A 19,897-nucleotide genomic window follows, 5' to 3' on the forward strand; every position below is an offset into this window, starting at 1 on the left:
GCCCGCCGCCGTTCCCGGCCGATCCTGGCAATCGACGAACCTCCCACGGAGAGGACGATCCCGATGCGCGACAGAGTACGCCCCCGCGAACAGCGCCACCCGGCCGCGACGACGGCGGTCGTGATCGCGCTGTCCGCCCTGGCGGCGGCCCTGGCGGCCTTCCAACCCCTGCTAGCCCAGATCGCGGCCTTCGCCCTGAGCGTCGGAGCGTCCGCCCACACCGCGGCCGACCTCGCCCTACGCCTGACCGACCGCAGGCCCCCGAACGAGGAGGACCACTGACCAAAGACCCCAACGACCAACAAAGAGAAAGAGGCAGGCGCCCAACCCCCAACAAGCGAAAGGGCGGGTGGGCGGGGGACGGATGGCGGAGGAAGGGGGGCTCCGGGGGGTCGCCCCCCGGGCGGAACGACGAAGGTCCGGCGAGGGAGCAAGCGAAGCTTGCGACCAGCCGGACCTTCGGACCGAGTAGCGGGGGCAGGATTTGAACCTGCGACCTCTGGGTTATGAGCCCAGCGAGCTACCGAACTGCTCCACCCCGCGGCGTTGGTTCAACTGTATGGGGCTGGGTGGGCTTGCGCAAACCGGTTCAGCGGCGGGGCGTGGCGGGGGTGTGGACGGGGGCGGTCAGGGCGGCGGTGAGCATGGTGACGAGGTCGGTGACGAAGGCGTCGTGGTCGAGGAGGGAGGGGCGGGGGGCGGCTTCGGGGTCGATGCGGCCGGTGCGGTCGGCGAGGGCGGTGGCGAGGAAGGCGATGACGACGGCGAGGCGTTCGAGGGCGTGGGGTTCGGGGTGGAGGGCGCGGCAGCGGGTTTCGAGGAGGGCGAGGTGGCGGGCGAGGACGGTGCCTTCGAGGACGGGCGGGACGCGGTGGTCGCGGATGCCGGCGCGGCCGGCGAGCTGGGCGGTGATGCGGAGGAAGTCGCGGCCTTCGGGGGTGCGGAGTTCGGCGGCGGTGGGTTCGACGATGGCGGCGACGACGGCGCGGAGGTCGGTGGGGTCGAGGGTGGTGTCGGCGGCGGCGCGGGCGGGTTCCATGCGGGCGACGCCGGCGCGGAGGATGGCTTCGAGGAGGCCGTGGCGGGAGCCGAAGTGGTAGGTGACGGCGGAGTCGTTGGCCTGGCCGGCGAGGGCGACGATGTCGCGGGTGCGGGCGGCGTCGATGCCGTGGGCGGCGAAGAGGCGGGCGCCGGCGCGGAGGAGGCGGGCGCGGGTGGCTCTTGCGTCTCTCGGCACGCGGTGATACTAACAGGGAGCGTTAATAACGGAGGTCGTTAGACCCGGAGGCCGCCATGGCGGACGTGTACGACCCGTTCGATCCCGCGTTCCAGGCCGACCCGTATCCCGCGTACCGGCGGCTGCGGGACGAGGAGCCCGTCCACCGGCATGAGGATCCGCCGTTCTGGGCGCTGTCCCGGTTCGAGGACATCTGGGCGGCGACGCGGGACGCGGAGACCTTCTCGTCGGCGCAGGGCCTGACGTTCTATCCGGACGAGATCGGCACCCTGGGCCTGGCGCCGACGATCGTGATGCTCGATCCGCCTCGGCACACGGCGCTGCGGCGGCTCGTCAGCCACGGTTTCACGCCGCGCCGGACGGCCGCGCTGGAGGACCGGCTGCGGGAGTTCGTCCGGGAGAGCATCGCGGCGATGGAGCGGAAGGCCGCGGACGGCGAGACGCCCGATCTGCACCGGGATTTCGCCTCGCCGCTGCCCACCTTCGCGCTGGCGCATCTGCTGGGCGTGCCCGACGAGGTCCGGGAGCGGTTCGACCCGTGGGTGAGCGCGCTGACGACCTTGCAGGACGACGGTCTGGACCTGCGGTCGCTCACGGACGGCGCGGTCGAGGCCGTGGCGGAGATGTTCGCGCACTTCACCGAGGTGATCGAGCGGCGCCGGGCCGAGCCGTCCGATGATCTGATCAGCGCGCTGACGGTGGCCGAGGTGGACGGGGAGCGCCTCACCGACTGGGACATCCTCGGCTTCTGCTTCGTCATCGTCGCGGGCGGCAACGACACGACCGGCAACCTGATCTCGCACGCGGTGGCGCTGCTGGACGGCGACCACGCCCAGCGGGAGCGCCTCGCCGGGGACCCGTCGCTGATCCCGAACGCGCTGCTGGAGTTCCTGCGCCTGGAGGGTTCGGTGCAGGCGCTCGGCCGCACGACGACCCGGCCCGTCACGATCCACGGAACGGAGATCCCGGAGGGGCAGAAGGTGATGATGCTGTTCGGGGCGGCGAACCGGGACGAGCGCGAGTTCGGCCCGTCCGCCGACGAACTCGACATCACGCGCGAAATTCCCCGCCATCTCGGCTTTTCCAGCGGCGTCCACTTCTGCATCGGCTCGCACCTGGCCAAGCTCCAGGCCCGCGTGGCTCTGGAGGAACTCCTCTCCGCCTACCCCCACGTAGGTGTGGACCTGGAGAACGCGGAGCGGATCTCGTCCCCGTTCTCCCGTGGCTGGAAGTCACTCCCAGCCACGGGCATCGGGTAACGGAGTCTCAGCCCATGTGCGGGTACGGGTAGTCCGTCGGGGGGACGAAGGTCTCCTTGATGGAGCGCGGGGACGTCCAGCGGAGCAGGTTCAGCATGGAGCCCGCCTTGTCGTTGGTCCCGGACGCGCGCGCGCCGCCGAACGGCTGCTGTCCCACGACGGCCCCGGTGGGCTTGTCGTTGACGTAGAAGTTGCCCGCCGCGTAGCGCAAGAGCTCGGCGGTGCGGGCGATGGCGGTCCGGTCGGTGGCGATGACCGCGCCGGTCAGCGCGTACGGGGCCACCGACTCCATCTGGGCGAGCATCTCCTCGTACCGGTCGTCGTCGTACACGTGGACGCCGAGGATCGGCCCGAAGTACTCCCTCCGGAAGATCTCGTTCTCGGGGTCGTCGGAGACGAGGACCGTGGGCCGGACGAAGTAGCCGACCGAGTCGTCGTAGGTCCCGCCCGCGATGATCTCGACCGCGGGGTCGGCGGCGGCGCGGTCGATGGCGTCCCGGTTCTTGGCGAACGCGCGCTCGTCGATCACGGCGCCGATGAAGTTGGACAGGTCGGTGACGTCGCCCATGGCCAGCCCGTCGACCTCGGCGGCCAGCTCCTCCTTGAAGCCGTCCTCCCAGATGGAGCGCGGGATGTAGGCGCGGGACGCGGCGGAGCACTTCTGGCCCTGGTACTCGAAGGCGCCGCGGACGAGCGCGGTCTTCAGGACGGCCCGGTCGGCGGACGGGTGGGCGACGACGAAGTCCTTGCCGCCCGTCTCACCCACGAGCCGGGGGTAGCCGCGGTACTTCTCGATGTTGGCGCCGACGGTCTTCCACAGGTGCTGGAACGTGGCGGTGGAGCCGGTGAAGTGGATCCCGGCGAGGTCGGGGTGGGACAGCGCCACGTTCGACACCGCGATGCCGTCCCCGGTGACGAGGTTGATGACGCCCGGGGGCAGCCCGGCCTCCTCCAGGAGCCGCATCAGCAGGACGGCGGAGTAGGTCTGGGTCGGGGACGGCTTCCACACGACGACGTTGCCCATGAGGGCGGGCGCGGTCGGCAGGTTCGCGGCGATCGCGGTGAAGTTGAACGGCGTGATCGCGTAGACGAAGCCCTCCAGCGGCCGGTGCTCGGTCCGGTTCCACACGCCGGGGCTGCTGATCGGCTGCTCGGCGAGGATCCGCCGGGCGTAGTGGACGTTGAAGCGCCAGAAGTCGACCAGCTCGCAGGGGCTGTCGATCTCCGCCTGCTGGACGGTCTTCGACTGCCCGAGCATGGTCGCGGCGAGCAGCCTCTCCCGCCACGGGCCCGCCAGGAGGTCGGCGGCGCGCAGGAAGACCGCGGCGCGGTCGTCGAAGGACAGGGCCCGCCAGGCCGGGGCGGCGGCGAGCGCGGCCTCGACGGCGTCGCGCGCGTCGTCCTCCGTGGCGGTCCCGAAGGTGCCGAGGACGGAGGCGTGCCGGTGCGGCTGCACGACGTCCACCTTGGCGCCGGCGCCGAGCCGCCGCTCGCCGCCGATGGTCATCGGCAGGTCGACGGGCGCCGCCGCGGTGAGCTCGGCGATCGCGCTCTCCAGCCGGGCGCGCTCGGGGCTGCCGGGGGCGTAGCCGCGCACGGGCTCGTTCACCGGCGTCGGGACGTTGGTCACGGCGTCCATGGGATGGGGCCCTCCTGATCAGCGGGAGACGAAGGAACGGAGAAAGAAGGCGAGATTGGCGGGACGCTCGGCCAGGCGGCGCATGAAGTAGCCGTACCAGTCGCCGCCGTAGGGAACGTAGACGCGCATCCGGTGCGTCTCGGCGAGCCGCCGCTGCTCGGCGGCGCGGATGCCGTAGAGCATCTGGAACTCGTAGCTGTCGGCGGACCGCCCGGCCCGGTCGGCGAGGGCCCGCGCGATGTCGATCATGCGCGGATCGTGGCTGCCGATCATCGGGTACCCGGCGCCCGCCATGAGCGTCCGCAGGCCCCGGAGGTACGCGCGGTCGATCTCGGCCTTCGCCTGGAACGCGACGGCCTCCGGCTCGGCGTAGGCGCCCTTGACCAGCCGGACCCGCGACCCCTCGTGCGCCAGGTCGCGGAGGTCGCCCTCGGTGCGGCGCAGCATCGCCTGGATCGCGACGCCGACCCAGGGGAAGTCGGCCCGCAGCTTGCCGAGGATCTCCAGGGTGGAGTCGACGGTGGTGTGGTCCTCCATGTCGAGCGTGACCGTCATCCCGGCCTCGCTCGCGGCGGCGCAGATCGCGCGGGCGTTGTCGAGCGCGAGGCCCTCGTCCAAGGCCTGCCCCAGCGCGGACAGCTTCACGGACGCGTCCGCGTCCCGCGCGAGGCCCTCCCCGGCGAACGCGCCGAACATCGCCAGGTAGGCGTCCCGGGTGGCCTCGGCCTGCGCCCGGTCGGTGGTGTCCTCACCGAGGTGGTCGAGGGTGACGCGCAGCCCCGCCCCGGTCAGCTCCCGGACGGTGCGGGTCGCGGCGTCCAGGTCCTCCCCCGCCACGAACCGGTCGACGACGCCCCTGGTGAGGGGCACGGACGTCACCAGGCCGCGGATGCGCTCGCTCCGGGCGGCCGCGAGGAGAAGCGGGTTGGGCATCGGAACCTCCAACGACGGTGGACACTTCGCACGTTAGGAGCGTCCGCGCCCATCTCGTATAGTCAGATGCCACTTTCAGACGGTCGATTCTTCATACAGATGTACGAAGGGGGAGCATGGCACGCGACCTCCAGGAGATCGTCGAGCTCGCGGCCGACCTCCTCGGCGCCCCGGCGACGCTGGAGGACCGCGACTTCCACCTGGTCGCCTACGCCGCGCACGGCGACACGATCGACCCCGTCCGGATGGAGTCGATCCTGCACCGCCGCGCCACCGAGGCCGTCCGGACCCGCTTCGAGAGCCACGGCATCGCCCGCGCCACCGGCCCCGTCCGCATCCCCGCCGACACCTCGCTGGGCCAGCTCGGGCGGCTCTGCCTGCCCGTCCGCTGGAACAACGTCACCTACGGCTACCTCTGGCTGCTGGACGACCCGGAGCGCATCACGCCGTCCCAGGCGTCCCAGGCCATGCCGCTCTGCGAGCGCGCCGGACTGCTCATGGCCCGCCAGGCCCGGGAGCGCGACGACCTGGGCTGGAAGGTCGCGGACCTGCTGTCCGCCCAGCCGGACGTCCGCGCGCAGGCCGCGAACCAGCTGTCCGAGGCCGACGACCTCGACCCGCCGCTCGCCGTCGCCGTCCTGCGCACCCCGAGCCCGGAGCCCCTCAACCCCTGGCTGCTCCCCCACTCCGTCCTGGCGACGGTCTGGCAGCGCGACCACGTGCTGGTCATCCCGTCCCCGACGTCCCCCCACGCGATCGTCGACCGGGCCCGCCACGTGCTGGAGGAGCGCGGCATCCCCCTCCAGGCGGGCCTCTGCACGCCCTGCGCGAGCCTCGGCCAGGTCCACGAGGGCTGGCTGCGGGCCCGGGTCGCCGCCCGCGTCGCGGCCCCGGGCGAGATCCGCGACTGGACGTCCCTGGGCGTCCTCCGCCTCCTCCGCACGGCGGGCGACGAGGCCCTGGCGCAGGCGACGCGGACCCCCGGCACCCAGAACCTCCTGGCCCACCCCGACCTGGCGGCCACGGCCCGCACCTACCTGGACCTGGCGGGGAACGTCCAGGAGACGGCGAAGGCCCTGAGCATCCACCGCCAGACCCTCTACCACCGCCTGCGCCGCGTCGAGGAGCTCACCGGCCTCACCCTCGCGGACGGCCAGGACCGCCTGACCCTCCACCTGGCCCTGACCCTCGCGCCGCACCTCGACTGAGCCCGGTGAAATCATTTCGGAGATAACACCAAATCACCGAACAAAAGCAAATGAATCCGAGGGCGCACTTCCGGCACCGCGCGGAATGAGCGCCGAAATTCCTCTGCGGGATCTTGCTTGCGCAGGCCAAGATGACGCCATGTCATTCCCCCTGATGCGCGGCCACGACAAGATCAACGTCGTGCCGGACCTGGACCCGGTCGCGGCCGCACGGGACGCCGAACTGGGCGAGCGGATGCGCGCCCATCCCAAGATCTTCCCGGCGGGCTCCCCCGACTTCGGCTTCGCCGTCCAGACCGGCCCCGAATGGCGTATCGACGTCGCCGGCGAGGCGGACCCGGAAGGCGGCCGGGGCGTCCTCGCCAGCACTTTCCGCCAGTATTCGGAAGAACCCGCGCGGCCCCCGAAGATCCGGCGCGCCATGCGCGCCGCGGCCGACCGCCTCGACCCCGAGGAGGGCACCCCCCTCGCGAAGGACGAATGGGAGATCGGCGACCGGCGCTACCGGGTGATCCGCATCGAGAAGTTCACGCTGATCGGCGGCGGCGTGATGGAGCCCCCGCGCGTCACCGACACCGACCCGCCGCAGGACGCCCGCTACCTGCACGGCCACCTCGTCGACCCGCTCGTGCCGACCGGCCACTGGGAGACCCAGCTCAGGCTGAACCTGATCGGCTTCCTGCCCATCCCCGGAACCGTCCCGGAGCAGATCGAGATCGAGGCCCGGCAGGCGATCCGCACCCACCCCGGCGTCGTCCTGCTCCCGCCCAGCTTCACGGTCATGGAGATCAAGGGCGACTCGTGGGAGTCGCTGACGGCCGCCGACGGCCCCACCCAGGCCCGCCACGACCTGGCCGCCTACTTCACCAAGATCCTTCCCCGCCTCCGCGAGTTCCGCGGAGACCCCCCGTCCGCCGCCGAACTGAACGACTGGACGGAGGCCGCCGCGCAGATCGAGTCCATGCCCGGCCCCGAGTTCAGCGTCCTCGACCGCCGTTTCCGCATCGTCCGCATTTCGAGGTTCATGCGCGTGGGCGTGGACGGCCCCGAAGCCCCCCGCCCCTCAGACCAAGACCGCTACGGCTTCAACTGCTGAACCGTCCAGCGCAAGCCAGAGTTCGGCTCCCAAGAGGGGCCGATCGTCCGACCAGCCCGCCATATGGCGATATTTCAAAGACAGCTGACTCGGGTCATGTCTAGCATCTGTGACGTGGGTCAAGGGGAGGGTCAGCATGGACGTGAACCGGCCGGGCGGCCTTCTTGGCTCGAAGAGGCCGTCCGGGCCGCCCAGGCGCAGCACCAGGCGGCGACGACGGGACAGCGGCCCTCGCAGGGAGCCCAGGGCACGCGGATAGTCGGACGGGCGCGGCCGGATCCCGTGGCGGGGAGCGGCTGGTACCAGGTGGCGCTTCGCGGGACGGCCTTCGACCCGGATCGGGTGTCGGAGGCGTTCCTGGCACCGGACGACGGGGCCGACGAGCACAAGTTCTCACTCATCGAGACCGTTCAGGACGGGGCTGTCCTGAGAGTGCGCGTCGGAGGCCACGCGCCCGCCGACGGGCTCGTGCTCCACGTGAAGAGCGAGCCCGGCGGGATGCTGACCCAGGCTCTGGTCGACGGCCTCCGGGGAATGCGTCCGAACGACCTGGCGACCGCGTTCGCCACCGCGAACCTGACCCCGGCGGAGATGAGGGCGGGCGCGCCGCCGGGTTTCAACGACGGGCAGCGGCTCGCGTGGGCGGCGGGCACGGCGAAGGGGCTCAGCGTCGTCTGGGGGCCGCCCGGCACGGGCAAGACCGCGGTGATCGAGCGGATCCTGGAGGACCTGCTCGCTCACAACAAATCGGTGCTGTTGGTGTCGGGGACGAACGTGGCCGTCGACAACGCGCTCCTTCGCGCGGCGCGATCGCTCGACCCCGAGCCGGGGGTGTTGCTGCGGGTCGGTGTCCCCGCGGTGCCCGAGGTCGCGGCGGACGCGCGGATCTGCCTCACCCGCCTCCAGGAGGAGAAGCTCGCCGGCCTGGTCCAGCAGGCCGAGGCGCTGTCGGACCGGATCCGGGAACTGCGCGAGTTGCCCAGCGTGCGCCAGGTCAAGGACGCGGAGCAGGCGCTGGAGGACTTCGACGCGACCGCCTATCGAGAGGCTCGGCAACGCGTCCGTCACCGGGACGAGGCCCTACGGCTCCGCGCTAAACAAGCAGCTTCCGAGGGGGCCCGCGATGACGCGGTCAAGCGAGCGGAAGGCGCACGGACCGCGCTCGGCACCGCCGAGCGCTCATGGCACGAGACCAGCGATTCCCAGCGCTTCCTTCAGGAGGCCGCAGCGCTTCAGGACGAACTGGACGGCTACGAGCTCGACCGCGGCAGGGCCGAGGCGACCTTCGTCCAGTGGAGGAACGAGCACGCGAGGCTGAGCCATGACCTCAAGGTGCTCGACCAGCGATCCCTGCTGAACCGGATGCGCGACCGTGCCCAACGGCGCCAGATCACCGAGGCGACCGCGGCCGCCGCCGCATGGACGCAGCGGGCCGGCGAGGACCTGGAGCGGATGAACCGGATCGTGGCGTCCGCCGCACCGGGGCTGTCCCAGCGGATCGCGAACCTCCTCGGCGCCGTCGCCCACAGCCCCGAGGAGATCGAACGGCGCCGCAGGGTCTACGGGGCGGCCGTCCGCGCCTTCGAGACGGCGCAGCAAGACGTTCGGCGTCAGGCGGCGACGGCGCGCGGGGCGGCACAGGCGGCCGCGGAGGCCGCCTCGCTGCCCCACCCCACGACCGGTGACCTCCAGCTGATCGCCCGGGCCGACGAAGCCGACTGGCCCTGGCTGCACGGACGGCTCCCCGCTCTCCGCGACGCCGCGGCCGAGCCGCTGGAGGAACTCGCCGACCTGGAGGAGCGCCATGAGGCGACCCTCGACGAGTGGCGCAAGCTCGGCCGGAACGCCGCCCGCACCTTGATCGCCGAGGCCCGGGTCGTCGCGACGACGCACGCGATGCTGCGGCTCAGGCGGGACATCCACCGGCGGACGTACGACCACGTCGTCATCGACGAGGCGGCGGCGTCGACGCCGGCGGAGGTGCTCTACGCGCTGGGACGCGGGCTGGAGGGCGCGGTCCTGTTCGGCGACTTCCAGCAGAACGAGCCCATCGTGGACCGCGGCCTCGATCAGCGCGACACCGCCGTCCAGGCGTGGCTTCACCGGAATCCCTTCACCGCCGTGGGCGTGACCGACCCGAGAGCGGCCCAGGCCGAGCCGGGCTGCGTGGCGCTCACCACGCAGTACCGGTTCGGCCCGAACATCACCGAACTCGCGAACAGGGTCGCCTACGGCGGCCTGCTGACGACCGGCGGCAACGCCCAGGACGAGATCGTCCTGGTGGACGTGGACGGCCTGGGCGACCGGCTGGCCGGGATCCGGCAGGCCAACGGGTCGAAGTGCTGGCCGGTGGGCACCCTTCTCGCCCGCGCCCTGGCCGAGCACCACCTCGCCCAAGGCGAGGAGAAGGTCGGGATCGTCACGCCCTACCGTGCGCAGCGGCGGCTCACCGAGGACATCCTGGCCGACGGCGGAACGAGTGAACGCGCCGAGGTCGGCACCGTCCACTCGTTCCAGGGACGCGAGTTCGGGACGGTCGTGTTCGATCTCGTCGAGGACGGCACGGGCTGGCTGAGCACGGGCAGCCCGGACGGCGTGAAGGTCTTCAACGTGGGCGCCACGCGTGCCCGCCACCGCCTTTACGCGGTGGCGAACGCGCCCGCGGTCCGCCGAAGCCGGGACGGCAGCCCCCTGCGGGCCCTCAAGACCATGGTCGAGTCCCGCAAGATCCAGGTGGTGCGAGCGAGCGACGTCCTCGGCCTCTCTCAAGAGGAGGCGCCGCGGACCGGGGTCGCCTACGAGGTCTGGGACGCCCTCCGCACGTACGCGAAGGTCGTCGACGTCTACGACGAGGACGTGCTGCCCGCCGAATTGGTCTCCCGCATCAAGGCGGCGGAGCGGAGCGTCTGGCTCTGGAGCCCGTGGACCGCCAAACGGGCTCGCGAGTTCCTTCCGGTGCTGGCCTCCGCCGCCGACCGCGGAGTGGACGTGCGGGTCATGATCCTGCCCGAGTGGGACCTGGCCCGATCGGCGAACTTCGGCCCTTTCGCCGAGGAGGTCACTGCACGCCTCGACCACGTCGTCCACGTCCGCGACCAGCACCAGAAGATCGTGGTGATCGACGAGCGCCTCGTCTTCCTCGGCAGCATGAACGTGCTGTCACACGCCCGGCACGGCGGCCGCCGCGAGATCATGACCTTGTTCGACAGCAGGCACCTGGCGGAGCACGTCCTCGAACACGAACGCGCCGACGTGCTCGCCCATCCCCCGGTCTGCCCGCAATGCGGTCGCGTCGCCGAGGCCGGTCTCAGGGGCAGGAACAACAATAGGAAGCTGCACTGGGTCTGCGGTGGCGTGACCGGCACCCCGGTGCACTGGGAAAGGCCGTTCCCGGTCGCGAGTCGCGGACGCAATCAACGCAAAAGGTGACGTGACGCCGCCACATCATCGGACGAATGCCATGAACGTCAAAAGCCCGGCATCTCGATTTCGAGAAACCGGGCCTTTGATCACTCCTTGGTAGCGGGGGCAGGATTTGAACCTGCGACCTCTGGGTTATGAGCCCAGCGAGCTACCGAACTGCTCCACCCCGCGGCGATGTCTCCACTCTATGGCATGTGCGGGACGAGGCCAAATCGGTTTCCCCGGCCCACCGCGACCCGCCCTGCCCTGCGGACTGACACAGGGACATGTCCACATGGTGACGCTTACATCACTCTCTGTGAAACGGCGGCGGGGTGCAAAGGGCGTCGCGATACTCGCGAGCAGGAGCGAACGCGCCCCCGAAGCGTTCGCAAGTTCCCAGTTCAGAGGTGCAGCATGGTGCCCACCGCAACCAGCCTCAGGATCGGCGCCCGCGTGCGGGCCGAGCGCAAGTCACGCGGCCTGGTCGTCCTCGACCTGGCCGAACAGATGAAGGAGGCGGCCCCCGAACGCGTCCGGCGGCGCCTGCCCAGCTCCCGCGACCTGGAACGCACCATCCGCGCACACGAGTCCGGCAAACGCGGCATCGGCCCCCGCTACCGCATCCTCTACGCACGCACCTTCGGCATCGACGAAGACGAGCTGTTCCCCGAATTCGTCCCCCCGCCGCCTACTGTGGAAGGCGAGGACCCGGCCACCGCCAGAACCGGGGCCCACACTCCCGATGAGGGGGACGAGATGAGACGCCGTGCAGCAATCCAGTTCCTCGCCGCCCTCAGCGCAGGCGTAGCCGTCCCGCCGGGCACGCTGGAGACCGTCCTGTCCGGGATCGACGACGCGATCGGACGCCCCGTCGACCTCGCCGAATGGGAAGCCATCGTCCACGAGTACGGCCACCTGCTCCTTACCCGCCCCGTCGGCTCGCTGGTGGACGGCCTCACGTCCGACATCGTCGCCGTAGGACAACTGCTCAAGCGCCACGAGGCAACGGACGACGTGCCAGGCCTGTTGCGTGTCAGCGCCGGACTGTCTGGCCTGCTCGCCATCGGCCTCGGAGACATCGGCAGGCACCATGAGGCGCGGATCGCACGGAGGACGGCCCAGCGCGCCGCGGACGCCTGCGGCGACCGCGATCTCCAGGTGTGGGTACGCGGACGAGCAGCACAAGACGTCCTGTGGGCCGGACGCCCAAATCACGTGGTCATCACCCTGGCCGACGACGCAATCGAGATCGCCGACGGAACCCCGTCCTCCGGGCTGGCCCGTGCACATTCGGCGCGCGCCTTCGTCGCCGCCGATCAGGGGGACGCCGCTGGAGCCGAGGAAGCCCTCAACGCCATGAAACGGACCTTCGACCAGATCCCCGATGGAGGGACCGACCAGTCGGCGCTCATGTTCCGGGAGACCCAACTGCGCTGGGCCGAGGGCTACGCACACACGCGGACCGGGGATCGCAGGGCGGAGGCGGCCCTAGAACAAGCACTCGCGATCTATCCGCCGTCTGTGGCAGGGGCGACGTTGAATCTGCACATCATTCAGGCCGCCCGCCTGGTGAAAGAGCGTGATATCGACGCGGGGCTGCACCATGCGATCACCACACTCCAGGCGTACCACCGTCCCCTGTCGGTGGCCGCGAACAAGCTTGTGAACCAAGTACTCCATGCGCTCCCGGAGCAGGCGCGGTCGCTTCCAGCCGCACGGGAATTCCGCGAACTCGCCTCAAGCCGCACCGCGCTGGCCTGAAGCCTCGACGCGAGGGCGGTCCCGCGTTCAACACATCTGGCCCGCCACCGCTCGCGACAACTCCCGATGAGGGGGACGAGATGAGACGCCGTGCAGCAATCCAGTTCCTCGCCGCCCTCAGCGCGGGCGTAGCCGTCCCGCCGGGCACGCTGGAGACCGTCCTGTCCGGGATCGACGACGCCATCGGACGCCCCGTCGACCTCGCCGAATGGGAAGCCATCGTCCACGAGTACGGCCACCTGATCACCAGCCGTCCGCCGGGCACGCTGGTCGGCGACATCACGGCCGACATCGTCGCCGTGGGGCGGCTGCTCAAGGTCCACGAGGCCACGGACGACGTGCCGGGCCTGCTGCGCGTCAGCGCCGGACTCTCCGGTCTGCTCGCGATCGACCTCGGATATGTCGGCAGACGGCACGAGGCACGCACCGCGTGGCGGACGGCTCAACGCGCGGCGGACGCCTCCGGTGACCGCGAACTTCAGGTGTGGGTGCGGGGACGGGCGGCGCAGGACGCTCACTGGACCGGACGGCCGGATCACGTCGTCATCGGCCTGGCCGACGAGGCCATCGAGATCGCGGACGGGGCTCCGTCCGGCGGTAAGGCCCGAGCGCACGCGGCACGCGCCTCCGTGGCCGCCGATCAGGGCGATGCCGACGGGGCGAAGCGCTCGCTCGTCGCCCTGAAGGACACCTTCGACCGGCTCCCGGACGACGACGCTGGCCTGTCGGAGCTCACGTTCCGGGAAACGCAACTGCGTTGGAACGAGAGCTACGCGCATACGCAGATCGGCGATCGCAGAGCCGAGGCGACCCTGGACGACGCGCTCGCGCTTTACTCGGCGTCCGCGACGAGGCCCCGGGCGAATCTGCAACTCATGCGGGCCGCGCTCCTGGTGAAGTCCCACGACGTCGACACGGGACTGCACCATGCGCTCACCACCATGCAGGCCCACCACCGCCCTCATTCGGCGGCCACCGGCATGCTCGTAAATCGCGTCCTGCACGCGCTGCCGAAGGAGGCACGAACAAATCCGGACGCACAAGAGCTGCGTGAACTCGCCGCAAACCGGACCGCACTGGCCTAAGGCCGCGACGCACCGGCGGTTCTGCACTCCCCACGCCGAGCCCGCCGGTCGCGCTTCGGCTGGTCCGGGCGTGCCGGATCCAGTGCGCCGGGCCCGCCGCCACTCGCATGTTGCTGCCTCGCGGCGACGCCGCCGAGTGGGCTGCGCTCCGGTCCTAGTGGAAAAGGGCGAGACACCCGGCTGCGGGGGGCGTGAGCATGGGCGGATGGACGAGGGCGAGGCGCTTCAGGCGCACTACGGGCTCGGCAAGGAGCGGGACCGGCTCTCCACGGCGCGGGGACGGTTGGAGTTCGAGCGCAGCAAGGAGATCCTGGCGCGGCATCTGCCGCCGCCGGGGACGGGTGTCGTGGCCGACATCGGGGGCGGCTCGGGACGCTACGCGTTGTGGCTCGCTGAGCGGGGGCATGCGGTGGAGCACCGCGATCCCGTGCCGCTGCACGTCGCGCAGGTGCGGGAGGGCGCGGACGCGGCCGGGGTCGGCGGGGCGGTGCGGACGGCGGCCGCTGACGCGCGCGACCTCGATCTCGGCGATGCCTGCGCCGATGCCGTCCTGCTGCTGGGTCCGCTGTACCACCTGCGGCGGCGTGCCGACCGCGTGTGCGCGCTCCGGGAGGCGGCGCGCGTGGTGAGGCCGGGAGGGGCGGTGTTCGCGGCGGCGATCTCGCGGTGGGCGCCCCGCCACGACGACCTGATCGCGCTGCTCCGCTACCGGGACGATCCGTCCATCACCGCGCGCATCGTCGAGACGGAGCGGTCAGGGTGGATGCCGCCGCCATTCCCCGGTGCGTTCTGGGCCTACCTGCACCGTCCCGGTGAGCTGCGCGACGAGGTGGCGGAGGCGGGGCTCGACGTGGTGGACCTGGTCGGGGTGGAAGGGCTCGGCCACGTCCTGCCCGATCTCGACGCGCGGATGGACGATCCGCTGGACCGGGCGGCGCTGCTGGACGCGGCGCGGGCGACCGAGCGCGTGCCGGAGCTGCTCGGCGTCTCGCCGCATCTCATCGCCACCGGCGTCTGTCCCCGCTGAGCGAGCGCGGCGGTCACGGGCGGCTACTTGGGGCAGGCAGGGATGTCGCCCTTGCCGCTGGTGAGAGCGTTGAGGGACTGGACGGCGCCGTGGAGGGTGTCGGCGCGGACGAGGCGGAGGCCGTCGGGGCGGGCCTTGACGGCGTCGGAGCAGTTGTCGGCGGGGGTGAGGAAGACGGTGGCGCCGGCGCGGCGGGCGGCGATCATCTTCTGCTGGATGCCGCCGATCGGGCCGACCTTGCCCTCGGGGGTGATGGTGCCGGTGCCGGCGATGAACTTCCCGCCGGTGATGGCGCCGGGGGTGAGCTTGTCGACGATGGCGAGGGAGAACATGAGGCCGGCGCTGGGGCCGCCGACGTCGCCGACACTGATGTCGATCTTGAAGGGGAACTTGTACTGGTCGGCGAGGACGATCCCGACGACGGCGCGCTTGCCGGTGGGGTCGGCGACGGTGGTGAGCGTCTGCTTCTCCTCCTTGCCGCCGCGCTTCAGCGTGAGGGCGGCGGTGGCGCCGATCTTGCGCTTGGCCATGGTGCCGGTGATCTGGGAGACGCTGGTGACCTTGGCGCCGTCGAGGGCGGTGATCTCGTCGCCGGGTTTGAGGCGGCCGTCGGCCGGCATGCCCTTCTGGACGGAGTCGACGACGACCTGGGTCTCGACGGGGATGCCGAGCTCGTGCAGGGCGGCGGCTTCGGCGCTCTGCTGGGAGTCCTGCATCTGGCGGGTGTTCTCCTGGTCGACCTGCTGCTGTGACTCGTTCTTGGGGAAGATCGTCTCTTCGGGGACGATGGCGGTGTCGTGGGCGAGCCAGCCGCGCAGGGCGGTGAACAGGTCGATGCGGCCGCCGGGGCCGCCGCGGTAGGTGACGGTGGTGAAGTTGAGGTGGCCCTGGTCGGGGTAGGTCTGCCGGCCGTCGATGCGGACGAGCGGCTGGCCCTTGTCGTTGCCGCCGAGGGTGTTGCTCGTCGGCCCGGGCATCAGCGCGACGTACGGCACGGGCATGAGGGAGCCGACGAGGGCGAGCACGAGGACGAGCACGCTCGCGACGGTGAGCGTGGCGGCACGGCGAGACATGGCGGAAACTCTATGCGGCGCGGGGGGCTCAGCAGGCCCCGACCCACTCGTCGCCGCCGTCGGCGAAGGTCTGGTGCTTCCAGATGGGCACCTGGGCCTTGAGGTCGTCGATGAGCCTGCGGCAGGCCTCGAACGCCTCCGCGCGGTGGGGGGAGGCTGCGGCGACCGCGACGGCGAGGTCGCCTATCTCCAGGTCGCCGACGCGGTGGACGGCGGCGAGGGCCGTGACGGGGACGTCCGCGGCGACCTTCTCCATGACGGCGCGGAGCTCCCGTTCGACGGTGGGGTGGGCGCTGTAGGAGAGGCGGCGGACCGCGCGGGCGTGGTCGGTGTCGCGGACGGTCCCGACGAACAGGGCGGTGCCGCCGGCGGCGGGGTCGCCGACGGCGGCGAGCACCTCGTCGACGGAGAGGGGCGTCTCGCGGACGCCGATCAGCCTGATGGCACCGGTGGCCCCGCCGGCGGCGTTCTCGTCGCTCACCCCACGCAGGTTACCTTCCCGGCGCCCCGCCCGGCTTGCCCGGCTCGTCCGGTTCAAAGGTGGCGGCGAGGGCGGCGGACAGCGCGGGGACGAGGTCGGGCCCGACGAGGACCTCGTCGTCGGCGTCGTGGCGGCGGAGCCGCAGCGCGGAGTGCCGGGCGCCGTCGCGGAGGACGCCGACGACCATGCGGACGTCCTCGCGCTTGGGGTGGGAGGAGGCGAACGCGGCGGCCTCGGCCTCGTCCTCGGGGATCTCCTGCTCGACCTCGGGCGGCAGGACGACCCGCTCGATGACGAGGGCGCAGCCTTCGACCGTCTCCGGCCAGGCGATGGACGCGAGCGCGTCCTCGATGGCGGCCTGCTCGGGCAGGGCGGGCTGTTCGAGGGCGGCGAGGGTGTCGGCGTCGGGCGACAGGCCGAGCTGGTCGGCGAGCTCGGGTTCGGCTCTGCGCAGCTCCCCGCTGCGGACGAGGGCGTACAGGCAGGGCGCGGCGTCCCACTCGCGCTCGGCCCAGTGGCGTTCGAGGTCGAGGACCACTTCTTCCAGAAGACTCACGGGGCCATCTTTCCCCCAATGGCGCCGGGGAAGTGCGGGAACCCCCGGCCCAGTCGGTAAGTTGCATACACAGCACCGGCGGGGCCGCCGGTGGGCGCGATCTCGATCGGAGGGGCCCTTGACCTTCCGGACTCCCGGTTTCGGGCGCCGGCTCGGAGGCGGACGGACCCGGCTGGTGCTACCCGTCCTCGTGGTGCTGGCCGTGCTCCTGGTCGCCTTCTTCGTGTTCACGTCGATCTACACGAACCTGCTCTGGTACCGGTCGGTCGGGTTCTCGGCGGTGTACACGACGCAGCTCAAGGCCAAGGCGGTGCTGTTCCTCGGCTCGGGGCTGTTCATGGCCCTGCTGGTCGGGGCGAACATGGCGATCGCGTACCGGCTGCGCCCGGCGTACCGTCCGCTGTCGGTGGAGCAGCAGGGGCTGGAGCGGTACCGGCTGGTGATCGACCCGCGCCGGAAGCTGATCGCGGGCGGCCTGCTGGGCCTGCTGGCGATCCTGACGGGCTCCTCGGTGGCGGGGCAGTGGCTGGTGTGGCTGGCGTTCCTGAACCGGACGCCGTTCCACGTGGAGGACCCGCAGTTCCACAAGGACGTCTCGTTCTACGTCTTCACGTATCCGTTCCTGCGGCTGGTGCTCGGCGTCGTGTTCGCCACGGTGATCCTGTCGTTCATCGCCGCGGTGATGGTCCACTACCTGTACGGCGGCCTGCGGTTGCAGGGCCCGGGCGACAAGGCGAGCCCGCCGGCCCGCGCCCACCTGTCGGTGCTGGTGGGGCTGTTCGTCCTGCTGAAGGCGTTCGCGTACTGGTTCGACCGGTACGGGCTGGTGCATTCGGAGCGGGGCGTGACGACGGGCGCGTCCTACACGGACGTGAACGCGCTGCTGCCCGCGAAGACGATCCTGGCGGTCATCGCGCTGATCTGCGCGGCGATGTTCGTCAGCAACCTGCTGCGCCGCGGGATGATGCTGCCGGGCGTCGGGTTCACGCTGCTGGTGCTGTCGGCGATCCTGCTCGGCGGGGTGTATCCGCTGCTCATCCAGCAGTTCCAGGTGAAGCCGGACGAGCTGGCGAAGGAGCGCGCCTTCATCCAGCGGAACATCGAGTTCACCCGCAAGGCCTACGGGGTGGACGACGTCCAGGTCGTCCCGTACGGGACGCAACCGGTCACGGACGAGAAGCAACTCCAGGACGAGCAGGAGCGGCTGGACGGCGTGCGGCTCCTCGACCCGAACGTGGTCGGCGAGACGTTCCAGCAGCTCCAGCAGAAGCGGCCGTTCTACCGGTTCCCGGACGCGCTGGACGTCGACCGCTACACCATCGACGGCAGGACGGTCGACACGGTCGTCGCGCTCCGGGAGGTGTCGGGGGCGCCGTCGGGGCAGCACAGCTGGGTGAAGGACCGCATGGTCTACACGCACGGCTACGGGTTCGTGTCGGCCTACGGCGACCGCTTCGCCTCGCGCGGCGTCCCGGAGTTCATCACCAAGGACATGCCGGTCTCGCCGACGCAGCAGATCAAGGTGACCAAGCCGGAGATCTACTTCGGGGAGCGGTCGTCGGGGTACTCGGTGGTCGGCGGGAAGGGCCAGCAGGAGCTGGACTACCCGGACGACAGCCCGTCCGGGCAGAAGAGCAGCACCTATGACGGCCAGGGCGGCGTGCCGATCGACTCGTTCCTGCACAAGCTGCTGTTCTCGGCGAAGTTCGGCGACAAGAACCTGCTGCTGTCCGGCGCGATCAACGACCACGCCAAGATCCTCTACAACCGGACGCCGCGGGAGATGGTGCAGCGCGCGGCGCCGTGGCTGACGCTGGACGGCGACCCGTACCCGGCGGTGGTCGGCGGCCGGATCCTGTGGATCCTGGACGGCTACACGACCTCCGGCGGCTACCCGTACGCGGAGCGGACGAGCCTCGGGGAGGCGACCCGCGACACGATCACCGACACGCGGTCGGCGGTGGCGCGGCAGGCCGACGACCACATCAACTACATGCGGAACTCGGTCAAGGCGACCGTGGACGCCTACGACGGCACCGTCCACCTCTACCAGTGGGACGAGACGGACCCGATCACGAAGACGTGGATGAAGGTGTTCCCGCGGGGCACCGTCCAGCCGCGCTCGTCGATCCCGCCGGAGCTGGAGAGCCACTTCCGCTACCCGCAGGACCTGTTCAAGGTGCAGCGGAAGATCCTCTCGAAGTACCACGTGACCGACCCGTCGGCGTTCTTCAGCGGCGAGGGCTTCTGGGAGGTGCCGGAGGACCCGAGCGTCAAGGGCAACCGGCAGCCGCCGTACTACCAGAGCCTGCGGATGCCGGGCGACCCCACCGCGAACTTCTCGCTGACGACGGTGTTCAACCCGCGCGGGAACGCGCAGCTCGCGGCGTTCATGTCGGTGGTGTGCACGCCGGGCAGCGACTACGGGCGGATCCAGATCCTCCAGATGCCGCGGAACGCGCAGCCGCCGGGCCCGGGGCAGGTGCAGAGCTCCTTCGAGACGGACTCACAGGTGAAGAACGACCTGTTCGCGCTGAGACAGGGCGGCACCAAGACGGTGCCGGGCAACCTCCTCACGATCCCGTTCGCGGGCGGGCTGCTGTACGTGGAGCCGATGTACGCGAAACCGGCGACGGGCGAGCAGCGATATCCGTTCCTCGGGAAGGTGCTGGTCCAGTTCGGCAACAGCGTCGCCGCCGCGGACACGCTGGACGAGGCGCTGAAGCAGATCCTCGGCAGGGGCGGCGGCGCGCCGTCGGCGACGGCGCCCGGCGGGCAGCTCACGCCCGAGGCGCAGAAGGCGATCGGCGAGCTCCAGAAGGCCGTGGACGACTACGAGAAGGCGCAGCGCGCGGGCGACTACCCCGGCATGGGCGAGGCGTGGAAGCGGATCAAGGAGGCGCGGGACGCGCTGGCGGCGGCGCAGCAGGCCAAGCCCTCGGGCCGCCCGGGCGCCTCCCCGTCCCCATCGCCGTCGCCGTCGGGTTCGCCGTCCCCGTCGGCCTCGCCGACCCCAACGACCTCCCCCACGTCCGGCTGACCGCCGGGGCGCACGTCACAGCCGTCGCCCCGGCGCACGCCACGGCCACCGGCCGGGCTCGCGTGCGGCCGTCGGCCCGGCTCGCGTGCGGCCTCGG

At 71.3% G+C, this 19,897-nt stretch carries 15 protein-coding genes and 2 tRNA genes; 9 read left to right on the forward strand and 8 right to left on the reverse strand.

The features are described from left to right. Positions 1 to 63 precede the first annotated feature (63 nt). Positions 64 to 282, forward strand: coding sequence for a hypothetical protein (locus tag E1300_RS15800; RefSeq protein ID WP_131757751.1), 219 nt, complete (start codon positions 64 to 66; stop codon positions 280 to 282). Between the two features lie 187 nt (positions 283 to 469). Here the strand turns inward: E1300_RS15800 and E1300_RS15805 are convergent. Both E1300_RS15805 and E1300_RS15810 read right to left on the reverse strand, forming a co-directional pair. Continuing rightward, positions 470 to 543: transfer RNA gene (locus E1300_RS15805), tRNA-Met, on the reverse strand. Between the two features lie 46 nt (positions 544 to 589). Next, positions 590 to 1,237: a TetR/AcrR family transcriptional regulator gene (locus tag E1300_RS15810; protein ID WP_131757752.1), complete on the reverse strand. Its 648-nt coding sequence runs from the start codon at positions 1,235 to 1,237 to the stop codon at positions 590 to 592. Positions 1,238 to 1,293: 56 nt separating this feature from the next. Between E1300_RS15810 and E1300_RS15815 the strand changes: the two genes are divergently transcribed. Then, the gene (locus E1300_RS15815) at positions 1,294 to 2,496 is read left to right on the forward strand and encodes a cytochrome P450 (protein ID WP_131757753.1); all 1,203 of its coding nucleotides are present in this window, start codon (positions 1,294 to 1,296) and stop codon (positions 2,494 to 2,496) included. Positions 2,497 to 2,503: 7 nt separating this feature from the next. On the opposite strand, the gene pruA is transcribed toward E1300_RS15815, so the two are convergent. Both pruA and E1300_RS15825 read right to left on the reverse strand, forming a co-directional pair. Further along, entirely contained in the window at positions 2,504 to 4,135 is a 1,632-nt protein-coding gene (gene pruA, locus E1300_RS15820; RefSeq protein WP_131757754.1) for an L-glutamate gamma-semialdehyde dehydrogenase, read from the reverse strand. A gap of 18 nt (positions 4,136 to 4,153) precedes the next feature. Continuing rightward, on the reverse strand, positions 4,154 to 5,068 hold the full coding sequence (locus E1300_RS15825; RefSeq protein WP_131757755.1) for a proline dehydrogenase family protein: 915 nt from the start codon (positions 5,066 to 5,068) through the stop codon (positions 4,154 to 4,156). Positions 5,069 to 5,184: 116 nt separating this feature from the next. On the opposite strand from E1300_RS15825, the gene E1300_RS15830 reads away from it, so the two are divergent. The 3 genes from E1300_RS15830 (at position 5,185) to E1300_RS15840 (ending at position 10,801) form a co-directional block, all read left to right on the forward strand. Then, positions 5,185 to 6,276, forward strand: a complete 1,092-nt coding sequence (locus tag E1300_RS15830) for a PucR family transcriptional regulator (RefSeq protein ID WP_131757756.1) — start codon at positions 5,185 to 5,187, stop codon at positions 6,274 to 6,276. Positions 6,277 to 6,415: 139 nt separating this feature from the next. Next, entirely contained in the window at positions 6,416 to 7,372 is a 957-nt protein-coding gene (locus E1300_RS15835; protein WP_131757757.1) for a DUF5954 family protein, read from the forward strand. 114 nt (positions 7,373 to 7,486) lie between these two features. Further along, positions 7,487 to 10,801 carry an AAA domain-containing protein gene (locus E1300_RS15840; protein WP_165502858.1) on the forward strand — a complete coding sequence of 1,105 codons (3,315 nt, stop codon included), beginning with the start codon at positions 7,487 to 7,489 and terminating at the stop codon, positions 10,799 to 10,801. 88 nt (positions 10,802 to 10,889) lie between these two features. Here the strand turns inward: E1300_RS15840 and E1300_RS15845 are convergent. Further along, positions 10,890 to 10,966: transfer RNA gene (locus E1300_RS15845), tRNA-Met, on the reverse strand. Between the two features lie 225 nt (positions 10,967 to 11,191). On the opposite strand from E1300_RS15845, the gene E1300_RS15850 reads away from it, so the two are divergent. From E1300_RS15850 to E1300_RS15860, 3 genes are all read left to right on the forward strand, one after another. After that, the gene (locus E1300_RS15850) at positions 11,192 to 12,538 is read left to right on the forward strand and encodes a helix-turn-helix domain-containing protein (protein ID WP_242619171.1); all 1,347 of its coding nucleotides are present in this window, start codon (positions 11,192 to 11,194) and stop codon (positions 12,536 to 12,538) included. Then, the gene (locus tag E1300_RS15855) at positions 12,535 to 13,623 is read left to right on the forward strand and encodes an NsdA family TPR-like regulatory protein (RefSeq protein ID WP_503104934.1); all 1,089 of its coding nucleotides are present in this window, start codon (positions 12,535 to 12,537) and stop codon (positions 13,621 to 13,623) included. The genes E1300_RS15850 and E1300_RS15855 overlap by 4 nt, the downstream gene beginning before the upstream one ends. Positions 13,624 to 13,828: 205 nt before the next feature. Beyond that, positions 13,829 to 14,650 (forward strand): class I SAM-dependent methyltransferase, encoded by an 822-nt coding sequence (locus E1300_RS15860; protein WP_131757760.1) that lies wholly within the window; start codon positions 13,829 to 13,831, stop codon positions 14,648 to 14,650. A 23-nt stretch (positions 14,651 to 14,673) separates the two neighbouring features. Here the strand turns inward: E1300_RS15860 and E1300_RS15865 are convergent, their stop codons facing one another. From E1300_RS15865 to E1300_RS15875, 3 genes are read right to left on the reverse strand one after another with little or no spacing between them, the layout of a single operon-like run. Beyond that, entirely contained in the window at positions 14,674 to 15,723 is a 1,050-nt protein-coding gene (locus tag E1300_RS15865) for a YlbL family protein (RefSeq protein ID WP_131757761.1), read from the reverse strand. A gap of 28 nt (positions 15,724 to 15,751) precedes the next feature. Further along, positions 15,752 to 16,204 carry a molybdenum cofactor biosynthesis protein MoaE gene (locus E1300_RS15870; RefSeq protein WP_242619172.1) on the reverse strand — a complete coding sequence of 151 codons (453 nt, stop codon included), beginning with the start codon at positions 16,202 to 16,204 and terminating at the stop codon, positions 15,752 to 15,754. A gap of 10 nt (positions 16,205 to 16,214) precedes the next feature. After that, positions 16,215 to 16,760 (reverse strand): PPA1309 family protein, encoded by a 546-nt coding sequence (locus E1300_RS15875; RefSeq protein WP_131757762.1) that lies wholly within the window; start codon positions 16,758 to 16,760, stop codon positions 16,215 to 16,217. A 118-nt stretch (positions 16,761 to 16,878) separates the two neighbouring features. Here E1300_RS15875 and E1300_RS15880 point away from each other — a divergent pair, with 118 nt between their 5' ends. Further along, a complete protein-coding gene (locus tag E1300_RS15880; protein WP_131757763.1) occupies positions 16,879 to 19,800 on the forward strand; it encodes a UPF0182 family membrane protein in 2,922 nt (973 codons plus the stop codon). Positions 19,801 to 19,897 lie beyond the last annotated feature (97 nt).

It is taken from the genome of Actinomadura fibrosa (assembly GCF_900659615.1).
Taxonomy (GTDB): domain Bacteria; phylum Actinomycetota; class Actinomycetes; order Streptosporangiales; family Streptosporangiaceae; genus Spirillospora; species Spirillospora fibrosa.